16 protein-coding genes are annotated in these 18300 nt (G+C 35.9%); 10 read left to right on the plus strand and 6 right to left on the minus strand.

Features of this window, described 5'->3' with window-relative positions:
* Positions 1-248: 248 nt before the first annotated feature.
* The gene (locus FD20_RS09895; RefSeq protein ID WP_420864742.1) at positions 249-860 is read left to right on the plus strand and encodes an alpha/beta hydrolase; all 612 of its coding nucleotides are present in this window, start codon (positions 249-251) and stop codon (positions 858-860) included.
* A 428-nt stretch (positions 861-1288) separates the two neighbouring features.
* On the opposite strand, the gene celB is transcribed toward FD20_RS09895, so the two are convergent.
* From celB to FD20_RS09910, 3 genes are read right to left on the minus strand one after another with little or no spacing between them, the layout of a single operon-like run.
* Positions 1289-2638 carry a PTS cellobiose transporter subunit IIC gene (gene celB / locus FD20_RS09900; protein ID WP_057738200.1) on the minus strand — a complete coding sequence of 450 codons (1350 nt, stop codon included), beginning with the start codon at positions 2636-2638 and terminating at the stop codon, positions 1289-1291.
* 26 nt (positions 2639-2664) lie between these two features.
* Positions 2665-3003, minus strand: a complete 339-nt coding sequence (locus tag FD20_RS09905) for a PTS lactose/cellobiose transporter subunit IIA (RefSeq protein ID WP_057738202.1) — start codon at positions 3001-3003, stop codon at positions 2665-2667.
* A 31-nt stretch (positions 3004-3034) separates the two neighbouring features.
* Positions 3035-3352, minus strand: coding sequence for a PTS sugar transporter subunit IIB (locus tag FD20_RS09910; protein WP_057738204.1), 318 nt, complete (start codon positions 3350-3352; stop codon positions 3035-3037).
* 240 nt (positions 3353-3592) lie between these two features.
* Between FD20_RS09910 and FD20_RS09915 the strand changes: the two genes are divergently transcribed.
* Entirely contained in the window at positions 3593-4336 is a 744-nt protein-coding gene (locus FD20_RS09915) for a MurR/RpiR family transcriptional regulator (RefSeq protein WP_235807758.1), read from the plus strand.
* Between the two features lie 111 nt (positions 4337-4447).
* Here FD20_RS09915 and FD20_RS09920 read toward each other — a convergent pair whose 3' ends face one another.
* Together FD20_RS09920 and FD20_RS09925 are read right to left on the minus strand one after the other, a co-directional pair.
* Positions 4448-5887: a 6-phospho-beta-glucosidase gene (locus FD20_RS09920; RefSeq protein ID WP_057738205.1), complete on the minus strand. Its 1440-nt coding sequence runs from the start codon at positions 5885-5887 to the stop codon at positions 4448-4450.
* Between the two features lie 425 nt (positions 5888-6312).
* Positions 6313-7671 carry an MFS transporter gene (locus FD20_RS09925; RefSeq protein WP_057738206.1) on the minus strand — a complete coding sequence of 453 codons (1359 nt, stop codon included), beginning with the start codon at positions 7669-7671 and terminating at the stop codon, positions 6313-6315.
* 383 nt (positions 7672-8054) lie between these two features.
* On the opposite strand from FD20_RS09925, the gene FD20_RS09930 reads away from it, so the two are divergent.
* The 6 genes from FD20_RS09930 (at position 8055) to FD20_RS09955 (ending at position 15577) form a co-directional block, all read left to right on the plus strand.
* Positions 8055-8384 (plus strand): PadR family transcriptional regulator, encoded by a 330-nt coding sequence (locus FD20_RS09930; protein ID WP_057738207.1) that lies wholly within the window; start codon positions 8055-8057, stop codon positions 8382-8384.
* Positions 8381-9238 (plus strand): DUF1129 domain-containing protein, encoded by an 858-nt coding sequence (locus FD20_RS09935; RefSeq protein WP_057738209.1) that lies wholly within the window; start codon positions 8381-8383, stop codon positions 9236-9238. The genes FD20_RS09930 and FD20_RS09935 overlap by 4 nt, the downstream gene beginning before the upstream one ends.
* A 227-nt stretch (positions 9239-9465) precedes the next feature.
* Positions 9466-12642, plus strand: a complete 3177-nt coding sequence (locus tag FD20_RS09940; protein ID WP_057738211.1) for a glycoside hydrolase family 70 protein — start codon at positions 9466-9468, stop codon at positions 12640-12642.
* Between the two features lie 371 nt (positions 12643-13013).
* Positions 13014-13625, plus strand: coding sequence for a GTP pyrophosphokinase (locus FD20_RS09945; protein WP_057738212.1), 612 nt, complete (start codon positions 13014-13016; stop codon positions 13623-13625).
* A gap of 13 nt (positions 13626-13638) precedes the next feature.
* Positions 13639-14343, plus strand: coding sequence for a response regulator transcription factor (locus FD20_RS09950; protein WP_057738213.1), 705 nt, complete (start codon positions 13639-13641; stop codon positions 14341-14343).
* On the plus strand, positions 14321-15577 hold the full coding sequence (locus FD20_RS09955) for a sensor histidine kinase (RefSeq protein WP_057738215.1): 1257 nt from the start codon (positions 14321-14323) through the stop codon (positions 15575-15577). Before FD20_RS09950 ends, FD20_RS09955 begins: the two co-directional genes overlap by 23 nt.
* 308 nt (positions 15578-15885) lie before the next feature.
* Here FD20_RS09955 and FD20_RS09960 read toward each other — a convergent pair whose 3' ends face one another.
* Positions 15886-16431 carry a cysteine hydrolase family protein gene (locus FD20_RS09960; protein ID WP_057738216.1) on the minus strand — a complete coding sequence of 182 codons (546 nt, stop codon included), beginning with the start codon at positions 16429-16431 and terminating at the stop codon, positions 15886-15888.
* Positions 16432-16545: 114 nt separating this feature from the next.
* Between FD20_RS09960 and FD20_RS09965 the strand changes: the two genes are divergently transcribed.
* Positions 16546-16950, plus strand: coding sequence for an Lrp/AsnC family transcriptional regulator (locus FD20_RS09965; protein WP_057738217.1), 405 nt, complete (start codon positions 16546-16548; stop codon positions 16948-16950).
* Positions 16951-17371: 421 nt separating this feature from the next.
* The gene (locus FD20_RS09970) at positions 17372-18070 is read left to right on the plus strand and encodes an aspartate/glutamate racemase family protein (protein ID WP_057738218.1); all 699 of its coding nucleotides are present in this window, start codon (positions 17372-17374) and stop codon (positions 18068-18070) included.
* Positions 18071-18300: the final 230 nt, after the last annotated feature.

The raw sequence follows: 18300 nt of genomic DNA on the forward strand, positions 1-18300 counted from the left end.
ACAGAATTAGAACGAGTGTTTAGAAAAAGATGTGCCATTTATTGACATAGGAGCACTCTTCCCAACTTGACAAATTTGCCGCTTTTGATACAGAATATTTTAAATGATTAGTTTATGTGCAAAAGCGTTTTATTGTTCTGGGATAATCTTCAGAAAGCATGTATAGTGCAATTAGAGAGAGTTTTTAGATTTAGAGTAAATGGATCATTGTTTCAGGAAGATAAAATAGCGTTTAAATGAAATAAGAGGTGAGAAAATTGGCAAAAGTTATGTTGTATATTCATGGTAAAAACGGCAATGCTTCAGAGGTTGAAAAATTTCAAAAAAGTCTTACTGATTTTGATGTTGTTAGATTAGACTATGATGAGTACTTACCGTGGATCGTGAAAGAAAAAATTCAAGTTCATTATGAAATGCTCAAAGAAAAATATGATGAAGTTTATGTCTTAGCTAACAGTATTGGGGCATATTTTACTATATATGCTCTGCAAAATAAAAATGTGGAAAAAGCATCCTTTATTTCACCTATTGTGGATATGGAAAAACTTATCATTGATATGATGGGTTGGGCAAATGTAACGGAGAGCGAACTGTATGAGCAAAAAATAATAGCGACTGATTTGGGTGAGGAGCTGTCATGGAAATATCTGCAATTCACTAGAGATACTCACATCAACTGGAGAGTTCCAACAGAAATACTTTATGCAGAAAATGACAATCTTACTTCACTTCAAACCATAACTGATTTTGCTCAAGAACGTGAAAATAGAAGAGTGACTGTTATGAAAAATGGTGAACATTGGTTTCATACAGATGAACAATTGTTATTCTTGAATAAATGGTTAAATAAAGTTACATAGAAAGCCTATAGTTTGTTCTCATTCAATTTGCCTAATAAAAAGTAATGACTATATTTCTTGTTAGAGATAAAAGTAGTAGTGTATCTTATTCCCATGGAGCTGGGGGAAAGTTTCAATTTAACCTAGCCTCTCTTTTTATTTCATATAGACGTGTTCCACGAGTCAAAATTCTCTATTTAACTCGAATTATGGCACACTATCATCTTTCCGTATTATGCAAGTGGACAGTAAACTATCGTTAATTCATACATTTCAACTAAAAACAAATGAGGTCGGGTCAAAAAGTGCTTTTTGATCCGACCTCATCTGTACCACCTAGGGAAGACAAGCAAATATTTACGTTAATTTTCGAGGTATGATCCATATTTAAGGCACATTATAGGATTACTTTATGTTGTTGTAAACGAAATAAAATGGAAAATTTTATATTATTTACTTTCTTTAGCCGCCGCTTGTTCTTGTTTCAGCAAGGTGCGATCATAATACTTTATAAACGGATACCAAACTACGAAAGCTGCTGCAGCACAGATGAATGCAAGGATAGCTCCTTGCCAACTTGTTGTTGCAGTGAAGCCACCTAAACCAATGGGCGTCGGCCAAGGTTGTTGGATAATAATTTTATGAACCAAATTAGAACTAATTGCAAAATAACCAATGCCACCTGAAACTAATGGTGCAAAGACAAATGGAATAAAAAGTTTGACATTGTAAACAATCGGTAACCCGAAGATCAAAGGCTCATTAATATTGAAAATTGCTGGAACGATTTCTGCTTTGCCAATTTCACGCAATTGAACAGATCTTGATCTAGTGACTAACCAGATTGCTACGCCTAAAGTGGCTCCTGAACCACCGAGAAGAACAAAAGCATTCAATGGATCACCAGCAAAAAAATGATTTGCTCCTTTAACATTAGCAGCCATATTTGCCAATACGATTGGTGTATAAAATGAGCTGACGATTGTTGCACCGTGAATTCCAAACCACCAGAGAAAATGGATCAAGAAAATGATAATTAAGAATCCCCACCAAGTATCGGCAATATCGCTGACAAATGAGAATGGAATGTAAAGAACTTTAAAGATATCAGTTTTAGCAAAGACCAACAATAAGTTAAGTCCAGCGATTACGAAGGCGACACAGAATCCTGGAATCAGAGCACTAAATGAATTAGAGACACCAGCTGGTACTGAAGCAGGCATCTTGATCGACCAGTTATGTTTAATTGTGAAGCGGTAGATTTGAACTGTCAGCCAACCAACAACTAAACCGGTAAAGATTCCAACTGCTCCGATCCGTGTAACCCCCGAGACTGACACAGCATATCCGCCGCCAATAATATTAGCTTTATCCAAGGTCTGTACAAACTGAACTGAACTGTCTTTCCACACCAGTTGTGGAACGGTAATAAACATTGCCATCAAAAACATCAATAGACCATTAAGCGGATTTAAATTAAGATGTTCCTCTTCTTGGTAAATCTTGGTATAACTATAAGTGAATGTTCCTGCAAAAATTAATGCCAAAATACCCATCGTTGAGTTATAGACTGCTTGGAATAAAACACTAAAACGTCCTAGGCTATCTGCATATAGTTCTGCGAACCCAGGGATTGGAAATGCTTGGGGTAAAACTTGCAAAATTAAAAATATAGCTCCGATAATAGAAAAAGCAATAACACTGTATCCAGCTTCCATGATCGCACGCACAAAACGCGATCCAGAAAACTTACCAACCATATTTGTCATTTTCTCTTTGAATGCATCAGAATTATTCATTAGACTAACGCCTCTTTCCGCAAGATTTAATTTTTCTTAGTTTCGGCCAGCTTTTTGTAAACACTGATCAACTCTTGAGCCAAATCAATAAACGTAATAGCAGTCATCAGATGATCTTGAGAATGTACAGTCAATAAGGTCAGCTTTGCATGGTGCCCATTTGCTTCTTCTGTTAACATTTTTGTTTGCATATTGTGAGCTTCAATCAATGATTTGTTGGCTTCGTCAATCTTGTCTTTAGCTGTTTCAAAGTTATTGCTGTGAGCTGCGTGGATCGCTTCCATTGCTAGAGACTTGGCGTTACCAGCATTAGTTATCAGCCCCATTGTCTGCATTAGTTGTTGTTCTTCATTATTATCAGCCATTAAACTATCCCTCCCAAAAAAAACTGAACTTTTAGTTACTTAATTTGAGCCCTTGTTCCAAAACTTTGGCACCATTCATCATGCCATAAGCCTGCATGTCAATTACATCAACTTTGATTGACGTATCCGCAACTTTTTTCTTAATATTGTCAAGTAAATAGCGAACCTGAGGTCCCAATAAAATACTGTTCACATTTTCTTGTTTCAGTTTTTCATCAACTTCTGCAGCCGGACAAGCAAAGATTCTTGCGTCAATCCCTTTTTCCTTGGCAGCATCTTGCATTCTTTTAACTAACATGCTGGTACTCATACCAGCAGCACAACACAGCATAATTGTTTTTTCACCCATGATAAATTCCTCCTAGCTGATTTTGTATTTTAATATTGAAACCGATAAAACTTCACATTTTATCACACCTGCCTTTTTAGCACATTTGCATTTGCTTTACTGCACTAATTATAGCAATTCATGTAAGCGCTATCTACAAAGGGAAGGCAAATGGTTACATTTTACAGATAATGAAACAAATTGTAACTTTGTTTTTTTTGAATTATAATTTAATCACCATATGTTTTAAGGAAGGTTGGGATGAAAGAAATGATCGATTTAAAGGACTTCACACCAACAGAAATTATAATTTACAATTATTTGATAGCCCATCCTAACGAAACACTTAAGTCAAGTATTCGCCAGCTAGCCGTGGTGATTCATGTCTCATCTGCTTCTATTATTAGGTGTATCAAAAAAATGGGATATGATAGTTTTTATGAATTTAAATTTGGTTTAAAACAACAGAAATTGATATTACAGACGAAAAAATTGTCAACAAATTACGATACAGAAATCATAGATTTAGCAGGCGAGTTCTTTAACCGGCCTTTACTACAGCAGTACTCTGATGAGTTGGCTGCTTTTAAAAGGTTAATTGCCAACACAAATAGCGTTCTGTTTTTCGGCATTGGGACATCAGGTGTACTAGCACAATATGGTGCCCGTCAATTTGCTAATTTTGGGGTTAATTCAGTTTATAATAGTGATCCATTTTATCCGTTGCCTCAAGAGGTAAGACATGACACTGATCAGATTGCTATTATGCTATCTGTTAGCGGTGAAACAGCCGAAATTGTTAATCGGGCTATTAGTTTAAAAGGGGAGGGCTTTCATATTATCAGTATTACAGATAATAATTACAGTACTTTGGCGAAAGTCTCTGAAATTAACTTTTCATATAACGTGAAGCCTGAAGTCATTAAAAAAACTTTAAACATTACGACCCAAGCCCCAGTAACTTTTATTTTAGAACTTCTGGCTAGAAATGTTGGAAAGCACTAACGCAAAAAGGCAACCCAAAATTTTGAGTTGTCTTTTTATGTTCTATAGGTACATTGTTGGATTAATTAGTAAAGTACTTTTGTGTTATCTTCTAAAAGTTTTTGTTAAGGTTTATCCTAAGTCTTCTCCATTAGTTTCAATGACTTTTTGATACCAATAAAATGAATCTTTTTTAAGGCGTTTGTTACTGCCATTACCTTCATCATCACGATCAACATAGATAAAACCATAACGTTTTGACATTTGTCCTGTTCCAGCTGAAACAAGGTCAATACAGCCCCATGGGGTATAACCGATTACTGAAACACCGTCTTTTTGAACTGCATCCTTCATTGCTTGAATATGGGCTTTTAAATAAGAAATCCGATAATCGTCATGTATTTTGCCTTCGGCCGTAATTTCGTCTTTGGCGCCTAAGCCATTTTCAACGATCATTAGAGGTTTGTGGTAGTGATCGGCTAACCAGTTTAGAGAGTAACGCAATCCTAATGGATCGATTGGCCAGCCCCAATCACTAGTTGTTAGATAAGGATTTTCTTGTGCAGCTTCAGGACCAACAAAATGAAATTCAGGATTGTTTTCTTGAGCAGCAATTGTTGCTGAATTGTAATAACTAAATCCAATATAATCAACTGTGCCTTCTCTAAGAACTACGCGGTCCTCGGCAGTAATATCTGAGCGTAAACCATTGTCATGGAAGAAAGCTTCCATGTGTCTTGGATAGTGGCCAAGTGCATGAACATCACCGAACCAATAACGCCGCTGCATTGCTTTTAAAGATTGGAAGGTGTCTTCAGGCTTACATGTTGCCGGATATAGCGGCGAGACGTTCAGCATACACCCAATTTTAAATTTAGGATTGATTTTGTGCCCAATTTTAACTGCAAGGGCGCTAGCAACTAACTCATAATGAGCTGCTTGATACATCAAAGCCTCACTTTCCGGATCGTCTGGTTCCAATACTAATCCAGAATCAGTAGCCATTAAAAATTGTTCTTTGTAATCTGTTTGATTATTGATTTCGTTAAATGTCATCCAGTACTTCACCTGATTTTTATACCTTTTAAAAACAGTGGTGGCAAAGCGAATGAAGAAGTCGATTACACGGCGGTCACGCCAACCACCGTATTTTTTTACCAGATTATAAGGAATTTCAAAATGTGCCAATGTAATAATGGGTTCGATTCCATACTTGTGACATTCCGTAAATAGAGCGTCATAGAATTTTAAACCAGCTTCGTTGGGCTGTTCTTCGTCGCCTTGTGGAAAAATCCGTGTCCAAGCAATCGAGGTGCGAAAGCTTTTAAAGCCCATCTCAGCGAACAATTTAATGTCATCTTTATAGTGATGGTAGAAATCAATAGCTTCATGATTGGGATAGTATTTGTCAGATTTGACCCCATCTGTAATTTTACGAGGAACTCCATTTGCTCCTGCAGTCATAACATCTGCAATACTCGGCCCCTTACCATCTGTCTGCCAAGCGCCTTCTAATTGGTGAGCTGCAACTGCGCCACCCCATAAAAAGTCTTTTGGTATCGAATATTTCATTTAAGTCGTCTCCTTTTTATTTAATTTTCCTAAGTATATCTTATTTTCGAATGCGCTAACATAAAAGGTGGAAGGATAGTAACAGTAACCGAAAGAAAGTAATATGTTACAATTTTGAAACAGGTGTGGATAATGTAGAGGAGAAAGTGCTTAAAATTTGAAATGAATTATCTAAAAGAAAGTATATCTACAATTCAATTTCCACAACTATGCTAATCCATGGTCAATCATATGCATTAGATTTAAAAAAAAACAAAATGGAACTGGCTCAAAATTTGAATTTTGAGTCAGTTCCATTTTGTTGTGTAAATGTGTTTCAAATGTCAATATTATTCGACTGACTTCGAACTGTTCATGACAAAAAAGCGCGCTGTATTCGTGATTTAGTCTTAGTACTCAAGTTTTGCTGCAACATTCAGCTAGTATTAACTGTTACTTACTGCAGTCCTTTTTAAAAAGTAGCCTGCAATTAATCCAAACATCAATATTGCTAAAATGAATGAGAACCAAGAAAAGTTCTGGAAGCCATTAGCTACACCACTTTTGGCTTGCAAAAGGGCACCTACCGTGGTTCCTAACGCGCCCATGAACATTTGGAGAGTTTGAATGATAGCCGTTGCATCTGCTTTTTCAAGTTCATCTTCATCTGCGATTGCAGCGGTTTGTGCACTCGTGTATGCCATGTTTCGACCAATAATGAATACAATATACAGTCCAATGATCGGTATTAAGGATAAATGACGTGACCATACGGCTATGATAAGGACGACTATTGTAAAAATAGTATTACCTAAATATAACGGCAGTTTAGGTCCCCTTAAGTCATATAATCTTCCAAACAACGGAGTTAAGAATGCACCTAAAAGAGTACCTGGCAATAATGAAAAGCCTGCCCAAAAGCTTGAAGTGTGCCAAAAACCTTGCAGGTACGTTGGGATGATCAGGTTTAAACCCAGCATAATGAACATGTATAGTGCGATTGGAATTAATAGTGAAACAAATTTTAATTTTGTGAATAATTTCAAATTCAGAAAACTGTGCGTTGAAGTGACTCCGCGCCAGATAAATGCTATTAATGTTATGAATGCTATAGCGAACCAGGTCCAATTAACAGCACCGCTTTCTAATTGATTAACCAGCAATAAAGCTGTTGTCAAGCAGACTGCCAATAATGCAAAAGCAACTACATCAAACGATTTGTTTAACGGTTGCCGTTTGATTTCACCAACTGTTTTCCAACCTAGAAGCAGTGAAGTTATTGGAGCAATCAGTAAAATAAAGAAAATTGACCGCCAGCCAAGTGTGTCGACTAGTGCACCGCCATAAGTTGGTCCAAAAGATGGAGCCAAACTAACGACCATGCCGGCTAAACCCATCCATGTACCAACTTTAGTGTAAGGAACGGTTGCCACGACGATATTAAACACCAATGGCATTGCAATACCGGCGGCAATACCTTCTAAGATACGCCCCAAAAGCAACAGTACTACATTTGGTGCAAGACCACCAAGCAATGTTCCAGCCATGAAGATAATTATGCTGAACAGCCATAGTCTGCGGCTGCTATAGCGTTTAACCAGATAGGCACTTGTCGTTATCATCACAGTAACAGCTAATAGATATGCGGTCGTGACCCATTGAATAGTGTTCAGATTAGTATGAAAATCTTTTGATAAAATGGGAAATGTAACATTCATCGCTGTTTCCGCCATGATTCCTGAAAATGATACTAATGCTACAGCTACGATGCTCAACATTGTTTTTTTTGAAACTTTCTCTTCCATACAAATAACTCCTTTGATTTCAAAAATAAACGCTGAACCCCCATTTCTGGTAGTTCAGCGTTTATACTCGCTAGATTGAGTTTTCCTCTATAACTCCAATTTAACTGATTCGAAAAGGCAAGTCAACAACTAAAATTATCAACCAAACAGATCTGCTGTCAATTTTGTTGATTGAAAGTGGACGCACAGCCTTGTTAAATAAGGCTATCAATGCAAGTGTCAGCAACAAGAAAAATAAATGAAAATTGAAAAAATGTTGCAAGATAACAAAGTATACAAAATTTATTTATTTAGCTACTATGCTTTACAAACTAGTTGAAGGTGTGTTATATTTCAAATACAGTAGTTGCTATTACATACTAGTAGTTGAAGGAGGTGGCGTATTGAGTAAAACACAAATGTTAAAAGGTGTTTTAGAGGGCTGTGTTTTACAAATTGTTGCACAGCACGAAACGTATGGGTATCAACTTGTTCAAGAACTACGTGCCGTGGGGTTTACAGATGTAATAGGTGGAACGATCTATCCGATTCTGCAAAAGCTTGAAAAAAAAGCACTTATTAGCGGTAGGATGAAGCCATCACCTGAAGGACCGAGGCGCAAGTATTTTAGTATTACTCCGGATGGAAAGGCAGAACTAACAGCATTTTTGCAGGACTGGCAAGAAATTAATAACAATGTCAAACGGATTTTTAAATTAGGGGGAAAAGAATGAATAAAAAAGATACACGAACGGAAAAGTTAAGAGATGAGACGAATGAGCTCAAGAAACAATTGGAAGAAGCGAATGCAAAATTTTTTGATGATTTGAGAAGCTATTTGATTACTTCAGGCATTTTTTATGATGAAGAAGATGTTACCGAGCAGATCTATAATGTTTGTCTGGATTTGATTGAAGCGCAGGAAAACGGACAGACTGCTGAGGAATATTTTGGTAAAGACAGTCGGAAATTGGCCAATAGTATGATTAAGAATTTTAAACACGCTGGCCTTAAAGAGATGTTCAATATAACATTAATTCCAATTGGAATTTTTTGGTTGATTACCTTTATGAGTGATTTTGCTAATTCTGGAGCACTTAAAATAAACATTTTAGAGTATCTTTTGATGGCGGGACTGTCAGTTGCGTTAACATGTATTGTTTTCAGTTTAGTTCATAAATCTATTTATTTAAGTGAAAACAATATTTTACGTAAGTCGAAAATAGCAGGTTTTATTGCTGGAACAGTATTTTTTGCAAGTTTTCTCTTATTATTCTTGAGTATTTCACTTTGGACGCCGGATTTTTTGACAATTAAAATTGCCTATCCTTATGATACAATCCTTATCTTAGCTTTAGCACTTGTCTCCATTACTTGGATTATTAGCAGCAAGCAGGTGTATCTGTATCCAATAACGCCATTTATTATTTTGATAGCATTAGTGGGAATTATTCAAAGGATACCAGGGATAGTTGATGCCATAGGGACAGATAATTTCAAATATCTGTCAATCGGTGCTACTGTTATTGGATTTTTAGCCAATATTATCTGGTCAAGGATACAGGTTAATAAGTTGTCAAACGATTAAGGATTGCTTTAACGGTGCATTTGTTTTCATAGGAAACCAAAATATGCTTTAGCAAAATACAATTAAGTACAACATTTTTAATGAGCTGTTTTAAAATTAATCTTATCTTATTAAACACGGTTCCCATTGGGGGGACTTTTTTTTTGATTAAAAAGCGAACATACGTTTGATAATGTAGAACTTAGGGCTTAAGATGAAATCAATCTTAAAGGAAAGGAAGTTTTGATATGACTCAACTAGTATTAGAGCTAAGGCAAAGAGTAAATGGAAGACATGGAGGTAAAGGATTCAAGAATAAGAAAAAGGCGTTGATCATTGCTGATAAAAGGAGTGGTTCCGCGGTTCAAAGGCTTTCTGGAGGAACATACGTAAATTCAAATGGTACACGTTTCTACATTGACAGTCACGGAAATAAGGTTAAAGGTTTAAATGAAATTAATGGACGTTTGCAATATTTTGATCAGATATCTGGAGCACAGATCAAAGGGGAATTTGTCCAGGTTGATGGAACCACGTATTATTTTGACAAAATCTCAGGCAATGCAGCTCCTTATGTTTTGACGAAAGACAATCGTGTTGCTGCTTATCAAAGCGATGGTAAAGCTGCGAAACCAGGATTTTTTAAAGATCAAAACGGCAATATTTATTACTTTAATGAGGTTGGCTTATATTTGACGGGGTTACAGAAGATTGATGGGGTGACATATTATTTTGATGCGGAAGGTTACTTGGCTAAAGGTGTATTAGAAGTAGTTGATGGGCAGACATACTACTCTGATGAGGCAACTGGGCAAGTTTATGAATTGCTTTCTCAGAGCATTCCAAGCCAAGCAAGTTCCGCTGAAGCACTTGCTGATTTTGCAGCTCACAATACTGCGTATTCTCATGGCAAGAAAAGTTTCGAAAATATAAATGGTTATTTAACAGCTGATTCATGGTATCATCCAAAATATATTTTAAGTGATGGACAGTCATGGAAAAAAGCAAGAAAAAATGATTTTAGACCAATATTAATGGCATGGTGGCCAAATAAAGGCATACAAGCCGACTACGTGAACTACATGATAGCACAAGGAATTGTGCAGAGTACGCATAAGTTCGCTAACACTGATAGTTCGCGTGTACTTGACAGTGCGGTTCACAACGTTCAAATTTCATTCGAAAAAAATCTGACGATAACAGCATCTGCCAACTGGCTGCGTCAATTAATACATGATTTTATTAAAACAGAAGCGATTTGGAATAAGACTTCTGAAGATGTCAGTTCAGATGGGTTGCAATCACTGCAAGGTGGTTTCTTAACTTACAAGAACAGCAAACTTACTCCAAAAGCAAATTCTGATTACCGCATCTTAGGCTATGTGCCTTCATACATTAAGAACAATGAGAATAAGGGTTCAGAATTTTTATTGGCTAATGATATTGACAATTCTAATCCAGTTGTACAGGCTGAAGAGTTGAATTGGCTGCATTATTTACTAAATTTTGGTTCAATTACTGCGAATGATTCAACGGCAAATTTTGATGGAATTCGGGTTGATGCGGTTGACAATGTCGATGCTGATCTATTGAACATAGCGGCTAAGTACTTTAAGAATGCTTACCAAGTTGATCAAAATGATGAAAAAGCTAACGCGCATCTGTCAATTTTGGAGGATTGGGGTTCAGATGATCCGCAATACATTTATGATCAAGGTGCTAATCAATTAACAATGGATGACTATTTTGTTGGTCAGATGAATTATTCTTTGGAAAATGCACCAGGATCAAATGATAAAATGGGACGTTTCTTGCAATGGTATCTGATTGACAGAGCTAATGACAGCACTGAAAATACGGCTATTCCAAACTATACATTTGTCCGAGCACATGATTCCAATTCACAAGATCAGATTCAAGCGGCGGTTCAAGCGGCTACGGGTGAAGAGTATGGTGTATTTACATGGCAACAGCTTCAACAAGGCTTGGAATTATATTACAAGGATCAAGTCTCAACCAATAAGCAATACAATCGTCATAATATGCCAAGTACCTATGCAATGCTTTTGACTAATAAAGATACTATTCCGCGAGTTTATTATGGTGATATGTATCTTGAAGGCGGTCAATATATGGCTGGCAAGACCATTTATTATGATACGATCATCAATTTGCTGAAAACGAGAATTAAATATGTTGCTGGTGGTCAGACAATGTCGGTTGACAGTAATGATATTTTGACCAGTGTTCGTTTTGGCAAGGGAGCAATGACGGTCGAAGACCAAGGAACATCTGAAACACGAACAGAAGGAATTGGCGCAATTGTCAGCAACAATACTAATTTGAGGTTAGCAGATAACGAACAGGTTGTTTTGCACATGGGGACAGCCCATCGCAATCAAGCCTATCGGGCGGTTGTTTTGACCACTGAAGATGGAGTGGTCAACTATACATCTGATGAAAATGCTCCAATTGCTTATACTAATGATGATGGAGATCTGGTTTTTACCAACCATGATCTAGTGCTTAATGGCCAAAGTGAAGCAAACACGAGTGTTCAAGGATATGCCAATCCGCATGTGACTGGGTATCTGGCTGTTTGGGTGCCAGCTGGCGCATCAGCTGATCAGGATGCACGGACGGCAGCTAAAACAACTGCGTCGAGCGATGGCAAAACTTTCCATTCAAATGCGGCATTAGATTCGAATGTTCTCTTTGAGGGCTTTTCAAATTTCATCTCTTATCCAGAAACGCATGACAATAACACCAATGTTGTCATTGCAAAAAATACTGCACTGTTTAAGTCACTAGGATTTACTAGTTTTGAATTGGCACCACAATATCGCTCAAGTGGTGATAAGACATTCCTAGATTCGACTATCGATAACGGTTACGCTTTTACTGATCGCTATGATCTGGGGTTCGGGACACCTACTAAGTATGGAACAGTCGATGATTTGCGTAATACAATCAAAGCATTGCATGCGGTGGGAATTCAAGCAATCGCCGATTGGGTGCCAGATCAGATTTACAATTTATCAACAAAAGAATTGGTAACAGTTGATCGGACAGATGAAAGAGGTGCACAATTAGCAGATTCTAAAATGCATAATGCTTTGTATGTGGCAAATACAATTGGCGGTGGAAAATATCAAAAATTATATGGCGGAGCCTTTCTTGATTTACTAGAGATTGAATATCCAGACTTATTCACTGATATCCAAGCTTCAACTGGTAAAACAATTGATCCAAGCGTGAAAATTACGAGTTGGTCGGCTAAGTATTTCAATGGAACAAATATTTTGGGACGAGGCATAGATTATGTTTTACGCAGTCCTTATAGCAACTACTTCTATGTTGGAGAAAATTCACCAGCAGTACAGAAGTTTTTGCCAGCACCGCTTGTGGGGAAACATTTTGATTAGTATTATTGTATGCTCTACAGGGTAACGTAACTATTAAGTAACTTCTAAAAAAACTGGTAAGCTGCCTCTTTATGAGAGCAGTGTTCCAGCTTTTTTTATTGCTTCGATAATTTATGATCTTCGGATATCAAAAAATATAACCAAAGTATTAATTTTTCTTATATTCAGATTTTTTATAAGTAAATTTAAGCTTTTGATGTTACTGTCAAATGTACCGAAGATTTAGTTTTTAACAATGGAAGAATATTTTTAATTGCTATATTAGAGGGTATTGTTAAATTGTCTTTAGTTTTGCGGTTTCTTTGTTTAAAATAGTAATTGGAATAGATGCTGTTATAATGGTTAATTAATAGACTAAAGGAATGACAATTATGGAAATATATGGGGAGTTTAAGCCTTATCTCTCGAAAATAAGGGATGATGTGATGAAGAAACTTTCTGACCTTAATCAAAGAGAGATTGATAATCATAAAACTAAATTGTATGAACACCTAATTGGACGAGTCAAAACTGAAAATAGTATGGTGGAAAAGTGTCAACGAAAAGGTTTTCCTCTTTCTCCTGAAGGCGCTCTTCATGAATGCAAGGATGCTATAGGAATTCGTATTGTATGTAATTTTATTGATGATGTCTACCGCTCCATTGATCTTTTGAAACATGTGGATTGGTGCGAAGTAGTTAAGGAAAAAGATTATATTACAAGATCAAAACCTAATGGATACCGAAGTTACCATCTTATTTTAAAAGTTAATACACCATACCCTTATGTTGATGACTGTACCCCAGGATGCTATTTTGTTGAAGTTCAGCTACGGACAATAGCAATGGATTCATGGGCGAGCTTAGAACATGAAATGAAGTATAAGCATACTATCGAGAACTCAGAACAAATTGGAAGAGAACTAAAACGTTGTGCGGATCAACTTGCGTCCTGTGATGTTCAAATGCAGACGATTCGACAGTTGATTCATGAAAATGATTGAGGGGAGTTGTGTCATGCGAATATTATTAGCTGAGGATGAAAAAGAACTTTCTAGGGTACTTGTCACCGCAATGCATAGTATCGGATATACGGTTGATCCTGTATACAATGGACTAGAAGCCGTTGAAAAAGCCAATCAAGGTGTTTACGACTTGATGATTTTTGATATCATGATGCCAGTCATGACTGGCATTGAGGCATTAAAAAAGATTCGATCTGCTGGTGATCAGACTTATGTGATTATGCTGACAGCTATGTCTGAAATTGATGATAAAGTTACCGGTCTGGATGCTGGGGCCGATGATTATATCACTAAACCTTTTTCATTGAAGGAATTGTTAGCTCGCTTACGTTCACTTGAACGACGAAGTGAGGACTACACCAATGATGTTTTGAAGTTTGGGGACATCACACTTGACAGTAGTGAACAGCGCTTAGAGAGTTTTAATTCCATTAGTCTTTCTGCAAAGGAAACTAAATTATTAAATCTTTTTATCTTAAATGCAAACAAAAAAATAAATAGCGACATATTAATAGAACACGTGTGGGATAGTGAGGACGATATTGATCGCGATACACTTTGGATCTATATCTCTTATCTTCGTCAAAAATTGCAATCGGTTAATGCACATGTCGAAATTCATGGTGAGAAAGGCGGTCCTTACCAGCTTATTAATACTAATGGGGGGAACTTTAATGATTCAAAAGTTTCGTTATAGGTTTATCGGTATTTCCACGGCAGCCTTATTTCTTGTTCTTCTCACAGTAATTGGAAGCATCATTGGAATCTCAATGTATCAGGCAAAACAGCAAGTTAATAATGTTCTTGTTATTCTTTCTCAAAATGATGGTCAAATAAATTCACAGATTAATACGCGAAACGTTAAAAAGAGATTTGGACCGACATTTAATCGTGAAAGTCTATATCAGTATCGTTATTTTAGTGTCTCTTTTGATAAAAATGGCAATCAGACTAGTCTGGATGATTCTCATATTGTTAGTATTTCTAGAGAAACGATTATGGATTTGGGTCGTCAAGTTTACAATGGTAAAAAAGAAAAAGGGACTATTCGTTCTGTAATGTCAAACTATGCCTATAAAGTGACTGAAAAGGATGGCAAGACGACCATTGTTTTTCTTGATGAATCAGTGATTATGGAGAGTACTGACAATATTATGAAACTTGGGACTTTTCTTGGGGCAATTAGTTTAATGCTTTTTACACTGGTATTAATAGCATTTTCCAAGCGGGCAATCAAACCGATAATTCTGGCTGATAAAAGGCAAAAAGAGTTTATTACCAATGCTGGACATGAGTTGAAAACGCCGCTGTCAATCATAAAAGCTAATACAGAATTGCAAGAGATGATGAATGGCAAATCTGAGTGGACAACTAGCAATGAGCAGCAGGTAGATCGTTTAACACATCTGATTAATAACTTGATTTCGTTGGCGCGAATGGAAGAACGTCCTAAAATCACTTTGACTACAGTCAATGCTTCAGAGATACTTGAAAGGGCTACTGATAGTTTTAAGTCGATTATTGTTCAAGAAAAAAAATCTTTTAAAGTGAAAATTATGCCAGGTTTAAAAATCAAGGCGGATGAAAATAATTTCTACGAATTGTGTAATATTCTTTTGGATAATGCTAATAAATATTGTGATGATGAAGGAGTTATCACAGCTTCATTGACTTCCGATAAAAGGCAAAAGAAAGTTATTCTTTCGATTGGAAACACTTATACTGATGGTGAGAAAGCTGACTACAGCAAGTTTTTCGAACGTTTCTACAGGAATGACAAATCGCATAATAGTAAGAAGAAGGGATTTGGGATCGGTCTTTCAATGGCTCAAAAATTAACAGCCTCTTTCAAGGAAAAACTAAATGTGCACTATAACGATGACCGGATCTTTTTCAGCGTTAGTTTTAAACCGGTTAAAAAAGCAGGTTAGAAAACAACAATTGGTTTGGCAGAGATAGCGTGATGTAAGTCGGTAAGATTTAAGTATTAACGCAAAACTACGAATATCGTGTATCTCTTTGATATGAATAGTATGAAGTTAAATAGGTGGATCTTGACTTATTGAACACATTTATACAGAATCAATAGAGGAACTAGATCAAAATTTAATTTTTGACCTAGTTCCTCTGTGTACGGTTGTTTGTTTTTTGTAATTACGCGCATATTTATTAATGTGGAAGAAAAAGCAATTAAAGCATACATTACTAGAAAATAGTAAGCACAAAAGCTATAGACTAATTAATCTTTTGAGACAAAATCAACTGTTTTTTGAATAGTTGCAAAAGTTGTTAATGAAGCAAGAAAGGCATTTTGAACGTCTTTAGCAGGTATATTTTTTTTATTAATAGTTAAATCTTTTGTTGCGGTTGCATCACTGATCAACAGGGGGTGAAATTGCAATTCTGTGCTTGCTCTTGTGGTTGAATCGACACACATATGTGTCATCATGCCGCAGATAACTAATTGTTCAACTCCCAGTTTATGCAACTCTGTTTCAAGATTTGTTCGATAAAAGCTGTTTGGAAAATGTTTCTCAATAATTATTGAAGAAGGATCGTTCTTCAAATCAGAATGGAGTGCTGCTCCTGCTGTGTTAGCTTCAAAGAAAGCAGCGCTTTTTTTGTGGTTAATGTGTTGAATATATATAATCGGAAGGTTATGCTTTGAAAAGTATATTTCTAATTGATTTATTTTTTTTAATGCAGCTTCTGGTTGAACAAGTTCCATTTTTCCCTTCGCAAAATAGTCATTTTGAACATCAATCACTAGTAATCCTTGTTTCATTATAAGACCCCTTTATTCATTAATGGTTTTAGTATAGAAAAGATTACTGTTTTTGAACATAATCTGTTGAAATTAAGCTAGTAGTTTTACTTTCAGTGTGAAAGGAGTGAGTCAATGGATTATATTGATAAGCAAATAATCGACTTATTGAAGAAAAATAGCCGTTTAACTAACAAAGAAATAGGAGAAGAAATCCACCTAACGGGGCAAGCAGTTGGTAATAGAGTTAACAAGTTGATCGAACATAAAATTATAAAAAACTTCACGATTGATGTTTATTACGAAAATACGCAATATATTCGTTTGTTCATGAATAGTACAGCATTTAGTACAATTGAAAGAGTAGTAAATAACTTTGAAGAGATTGAAACATTTGATAAAGTCAGTGGGCAAGCTTGCTACGCAATTGTCACACACTTTTCTCAAGATCGTCTTAATGAATTTATTGAAAAGATTTCAAAATGGGCGCGTTACAGTGTGGAAACTGTTGTAACTAACAAGTTAAAAAATGAAAGTTAGATAAATATTAACGGCATACGGCGCAATTTACGAAAGATTGATCATGAAAATAAAAAACGAATATAAGCGAAAAGAGTGCGATATAAGTTAGTAAAACTTGAGTACTAGCGTGAAATTACGAACATAGTGCATTTTTTGCTGTGAGTAATGCAAAGTTGGACGGTTAATTTTGACTTATGGAACACACTTATAGGAATTTCAAAATGGGACTGGGTCAAAATTAAAATTTTGACCCAGCTTTTTTTGTCCTTGTAATACAGGTTGGATTTCTTCAAATTCGATTTAAATAATTTATATTGTTTGCTTAGGAGATGTTTACTGGAAATATCAAACTTAATTTAAGGCAAACAGTTAATGATTGAAGTACATATTAAAAAATGTGCTATTATTTAGTTTAATTATCTAGATGGAGGCGAGTTTAATGGCAAAAGTAGGTTTAGTGGGTGGCATGGGCCCAGAGTCAACACTTAATTATTATCAGCAATTAACATCTAAGTATGAAAAAATACATCCGAAATCCTATCTGCCAATAGTTATTGATAGTCTGGATGTATATCATATGCTGGATCTTGAAGAGAAGGGCCAGAAAATACTTTTAGTTCATGAATTATTAACAAGTATTCAAAAATTACAAGCGGCCGGTGCAGATTTTGCTGCATTAACTGCAAATACACCGCATATGGTTTTTGATGAATTGCAAACTGCTTCGCCCATCCCCTTATTAAGCATTGTAGATAGTGTTGTTGAAGCAATTCGAGATAAGAAGCAGTCGGTAGTTGGACTTCTTGGTACTAAGGTCACAATGACAAATCCATTTTACAAGAATAAACTTGTAAAAAAGCAAATCAAAGTCATTGTTCCAAATGAAGTTCAAATCGAACGAATTCATGAAATTATTTCTTCTGAATTGGAATTGGGAATCGTTAAGCAAAGCAGCAGAAAATATCTTTTGAATGTGATTTCGCAGTTAAAAAGAGAAGCACATATTCAAGGAATCATCTTAGGCTGTACAGAACTCCCACTTGCGCTGACGGCGAGTGATATTGATATCGCTGTGTACGATACCGTACAGCTGCACGTGAATACAATTTTAAAGAAGCTGGATGCGGATACCAACTGAGACAATTATATTTAAAAACAGACACATGAGAAAGATGGTAAAATGTTTCACTAAAAATCTATTTTTTTAGGGTTATTTTATAATTTAGTTAATGTTTTGATGCAAATTAATAAAAAATTTTTTTAGAAATAGGCAGACATAAAGAAACATATATAGTTAACAGTTCTAAAATAAATTATTGGTTAGAAAATTAGATTATGATGAAATATTTCTCTTGACATTATAATTTT

It is taken from the genome of Liquorilactobacillus uvarum DSM 19971 (genome assembly GCF_001434935.1).
Lineage (GTDB): Bacteria > Bacillota > Bacilli > Lactobacillales > Lactobacillaceae > Liquorilactobacillus > Liquorilactobacillus uvarum.